General features: G+C 49.4%; 5 protein-coding genes. All 5 read right to left on the reverse strand.

Annotation, left to right across the window (positions count from 1 at the left end; all coding sequences use genetic code 11):
* Nucleotides 1–308: 308 nt before the first annotated feature.
* Complete coding sequence (locus tag RMO84_RS10335) at nucleotides 309–758, reverse strand: J domain-containing protein (RefSeq protein ID WP_310488382.1); 450 nt, start codon at nucleotides 756–758, stop codon at nucleotides 309–311.
* A 24-nt stretch (nucleotides 759–782) separates the two neighbouring features.
* On the reverse strand, nucleotides 783–2153 hold the full coding sequence (locus RMO84_RS10340) for an O-antigen ligase family protein (RefSeq protein ID WP_310488383.1): 1371 nt from the start codon (nucleotides 2151–2153) through the stop codon (nucleotides 783–785).
* Nucleotides 2146–3579, reverse strand: coding sequence for an IctB family putative bicarbonate transporter (locus RMO84_RS10345; protein WP_310488384.1), 1434 nt, complete (start codon nucleotides 3577–3579; stop codon nucleotides 2146–2148). The genes RMO84_RS10340 and RMO84_RS10345 overlap by 8 nt, the downstream gene beginning before the upstream one ends.
* A 170-nt stretch (nucleotides 3580–3749) precedes the next feature.
* The gene (gene nuoK, locus RMO84_RS10350; RefSeq protein ID WP_310488386.1) at nucleotides 3750–4055 is read right to left on the reverse strand and encodes an NADH-quinone oxidoreductase subunit NuoK; all 306 of its coding nucleotides are present in this window, start codon (nucleotides 4053–4055) and stop codon (nucleotides 3750–3752) included.
* 164 nt (nucleotides 4056–4219) lie between these two features.
* Nucleotides 4220–4514: NADH-quinone oxidoreductase subunit J (locus RMO84_RS10355; RefSeq protein ID WP_310488385.1), on the reverse strand; the 295-nt coding region annotated here is incomplete at its 5' end.

Here is a 4514-nt window from a genome sequence, read left to right on the forward strand (position 1 = left end):
GTTATTTACCTGTTGACGAACATACGGGTGACGCGATCTGGCACGATTTGGTCTCGATCGATCCACAACTGATGCGGGTCTTGGATAAAATGGTCGCCTATCATTTTCGCGATCGTTATCAATCCGCTACAGCGGTCTTAATCGATTTACCATGACCTTGTCGATCGGCACATGGTTAAGACACATCCCCGACTTCTCGAAGAAGTCGGGGATGTAGCAGTAATGGTCGCATTGTCCTAACAGTCTTGGCAGTTGCTACAAATCGAAGAAACTCTGGTAGATTGTGTTGGGTTTGGCTCTCTCACCTCTTAAGAGATCTCACCTCTAGCAATTCCAAGCAATACCGCCAATAACAAACAGCCGAGGAAGGTCGAGATCAACATAAAGAGTGCAAAAATCTCGCCCCCAGACAGCGGACGCTCGGTTGGGCCGATATACGATCGATATCGCGGACGATTGGGTAAGGGAGAAGTGTCGGCAACAGGGGGGCGATTAAAACTGGAGGGAGTTTGCACCACAAATAGTCGCGAATAGCCGATCTTCAGATCGTAGGCCGATCGGCGATCGGGATGGCTGATGGTGGCGTAGGCTTCATTCAAAGCTTGAAATTTGGCGGTGGCGGTGGTGGTATTGAGAGTGGTGGTGTCGGGATGATATTTTTTGCTGAGTTCCCGATAGGCACGCCGGATATCGATCTCGGAGGCACTAGGAAAGACGCCTAAGAGATCGTAGTAAGTTTGATGTTGTTGACTATTCACTAGCAAATAGTTGCAAATAGAGAGTTACTCGGTTACTCGCGATCGTCGTGATGGCTGCGACTGATAATACAACCCGCAGATACTCGCCAGCAACAACCAAGCTAGGGTATTCAAGCGCAGATCGGGGAGCGTGACATCAGTCATGTTAAACATGATAAACCCTCCAAAGGCGATTAGAAAGGTGAAAAAAATCGTGCGCGACGATCGCCACTCGATCGGGAAATCTAGAAATAGGATCGTGCCGCGCGCAACAATCCAGCCGACAATGGCGATTAAGCCGATCGTGGCTGGTAAACCCAGACTCGATGAGAGCATTAACACGATATTGTGCGGCTGGGGTACCCAAGTCTGACTGTAAGCTTGATACAATCTGCCAAAACTCTGTAAGCCCCAACCAGTCACGGGGCGTTCTTCAATTAGTTTCCAGGCAAATTTGAACTGGGACACCCGCGTTAGAGCTTCTGGCCGATCTGGATACATTTCATCGGTAATTCTCGCCCACACATAGCGGGGGACGATCGCGCGCAGGGGTTCTTTGAGCGGAGAGGGTGCATATGCCGAGCTGAAGACGATCGCCAGTGCTGCCGATACCAATCCCAGCCACCAATACCAAGCTTGATAGAGGGCGAAGATCGATAAACTGACGATCGCGCCGCCCCAAGCCGATCTAGAGCTAGTCAGCAGCAAAGCTGTGCCGCAGATTGCCAAAAATCCCGTTAGATAAATTATTTTTGGCGATCGCCAAAACTCGATCGGCTTCTTCTTAGCTAAAGACTCCTGGAAATCTGCCACACCCCGATGTTCCCAAGCATCCACCCACAATCCTAGAGCTAACACGAACACCATCTGCAAGTATTCTGCCAGTCCCGTAGCATAGCCAAATAGCGATGCCATCCGACCGAGCGGATTGCCACCAGGATGCAAACCTAAAATGTGAATTGGCGTCCCCCCGATCGCTAGATCGCCACCCCAATGCAGCCACAGCTCGGCAAATCCCAACAACATTACTGGGATTGCCGATAGTAATAAGATCCAAGCCAATTGCCGCAATTGATCGGTGCTTTGAATTAGGACGCTATAAGCCGCAAAAAAGGCAAACAGAGGTAATAAATTAGCCAAACCGAGCAGGGCATCGCCAATATCGACGCCAAATAATGACACCCCGATCGACCACACACTCCATAATGCCATCAACCAGTTGACCCGATGCGCCAGAATTACAGATGTGGCGTTTTTCCACGTCAAGACTAATGCAAAAAAGATCGGGAATACCCCGATCGCGGGTAACACCGGAAAAATTAAGAACCCAATCCTGGCAAAGTTCCAGGCTTGCTGCAAGCGGGGATGGGGATGTTTCCAAGTCGAGCCAGGAATCAGGGCGAGTAAATTAGGCATCAGATAGATCGCGATCGCTGGTTTCGGTTGTTGGTAATATACCGCGATTTGACTCCTCTAGCCCCGGATAAAAACTCGCCACGATCCCCACTAGCAACCACCAAAGTGTTTGAATCTGCGGGCGATACCATTCCGTATCGGTCGTACCTTGACCGAGGAGGGCGACGATCGACACGATCGCGGCAATCAGCCACACAGCTTGCCGGTCGCCAGTTTGGCGCAAAGAGGCCAAGCCTTTAAATCCACAATTTAATGTCACCACGATCGCCCACAGCAAGGCAGCAAAGCCCAGATAGCCGATCTCGACGATCGTTTCGAGAAAGATCGAATAAGCCCCGAGCGCGCTGAATCGCGGGCTAGTTTGATAAATCGGATAAACCTTCTTAAACACCCGATCTCCAGGGCCAAAGCCCCACAGCGGTCGATCGTGAATCATCTTGCCGACCGCTTTCCAGACCTCCAAGCGGACGTTATTACTACTATCTTTGCTACCGCTAAAAATACTCAATACCCGATCTCGCAGGCTGGGAATCAGCAGCATTCCCACCCCCACAATCGCCAAGATCGAGCCTAACGCGATCGGTAACGCCCACGATCGCCAAAACTTTGGCAATCCCGGTCGCAGCCAATAATAAACCAACCCTGCTGCAACCAATAAGCCCAAAAATGCCCCGACCCAAGCCCCACGGCAGTATGTCATCTGCAAGCAGTAGGTATCGACTAACACCATTACTACTGCCAACATTTTCGGCAACCGACCGCGCCACATAAAACAAGCCGCGATACTAAACGCGATCGCGGGTAACAGATAGCCAGCTAAGAGATTAGGATTATTTAGGTAGCTATAAACCCGCGTCGTCTTCGCCAATGTAGACTCAGCATCGACCCAAGTCGCCAATTGTTTGGCACCATAAATCGATTGATGGACGCCATACACGCTGACAATCAACGCCACGTGCAGGTAAATCCCAATTAACCAATTCCGAATCCGAGTGGATCGACACAACCGCGCCAGCATCACAAATAAAATTAAGTAGAGGCTAACTAAATTTAGTCCTCTCAGTGCTGCCTCTTTGGCTGGCGACAATGCCGTCGAGAGCGCGGACACCGCCCAAAACGCCAACAGCGTCACATGAATGGGCGTGATGCCACCACCGCGTTTGTCTGTCAATGTCAGCAGTACCCAAAAAGCCGCTACTCCACCCAGAATGAGTGCAATTAGCTCGGTAGACAATCCTGGAATCGACGGTACGAACGGAGCAATGACAAAGACAACCGAAGTCAAAATCGCACCAATCTCATCGCCCCACTGCATCACCCAACTTTGGTGCCGCCAAGCTTGGAGACTGCCAACCCAGCGATGCAGATAACTAGCATCAACCCATTTATCTACGGAGAAATCTGATAATGTTAGGCGTTGCCACAAAGAATTTATCAAAATAAGTCGCAAGTTAAAGCTAAGTTGTAAGTCGTACAGTGCGGCTTTGCAGGGTAGACGGCACCACCCACTTGCACTTCCATGACGATCTTACACCGTTCTACTCCCTACTCCTTATCTCTTTGTCTCGATCTGTTAACGCCTACTCTCACAGCAAATTACCACTTGAGCAGATTAAATTGCTCCATATCCACAGTATCGCGGTTGCGATAGATCGATAGGACGATCGCCAGTCCCACTGCCGCTTCTGCTGCGGCGATCGCAATGACAAAGACCGTAAATACTTGGCCTTTGATCTCGGCAGGATCGATGTAGTTAGAAAAAGCCATCAGGTTAAGATTGACAGCATTGAGCATTAACTCGATCGACATTAACACCCGCACGGCATTTCGACTCACCACCAATCCATAAATGCCAATACAAAATAGCGCGGCAGCTAAAATCAAAAAATATTGTAATTGCAACATGATTTAAGTAGTAATTATTCTAAAAATTTCCGGTTCGGGTGTGCGTATCGATCTCGCTAAACATTCAAGTTAGCAATCCTAAATAATTCATGAGGTTTATACCAGATATTTCCTGAGGTGCATTACGCTTCGCGATAACACACCCTACGACGATCGACTAATTACTTATCCACCCCAGCCAACTCGCGCGGACGCTCTGGTAGCGTGAGGCTGTCTGGTGTCGAAGTTACCCCAGAGACAGTGTTGGGTAAGAAATCGCGACGGGCGAGGATAATTGCGCCCACCATCGACATCAATAACAGTACAGAAGCTAGCTCGAATGGTAATAGGAAATCAGTAAAAAAGTGCTTGGCGATCGGCACGATCGAACCAGTCATCGGAGCTGTTAATGTGGAAAGTTTCCACGGTGTAATCAGCGAAACCGTACTTAAAAGTGCAAAAATGCCTACACAAACT

The organism is Chamaesiphon sp. VAR_69_metabat_338, assembly GCF_031423935.1.
GTDB lineage: Bacteria > Cyanobacteriota > Cyanobacteriia > Cyanobacteriales > Chamaesiphonaceae > Chamaesiphon.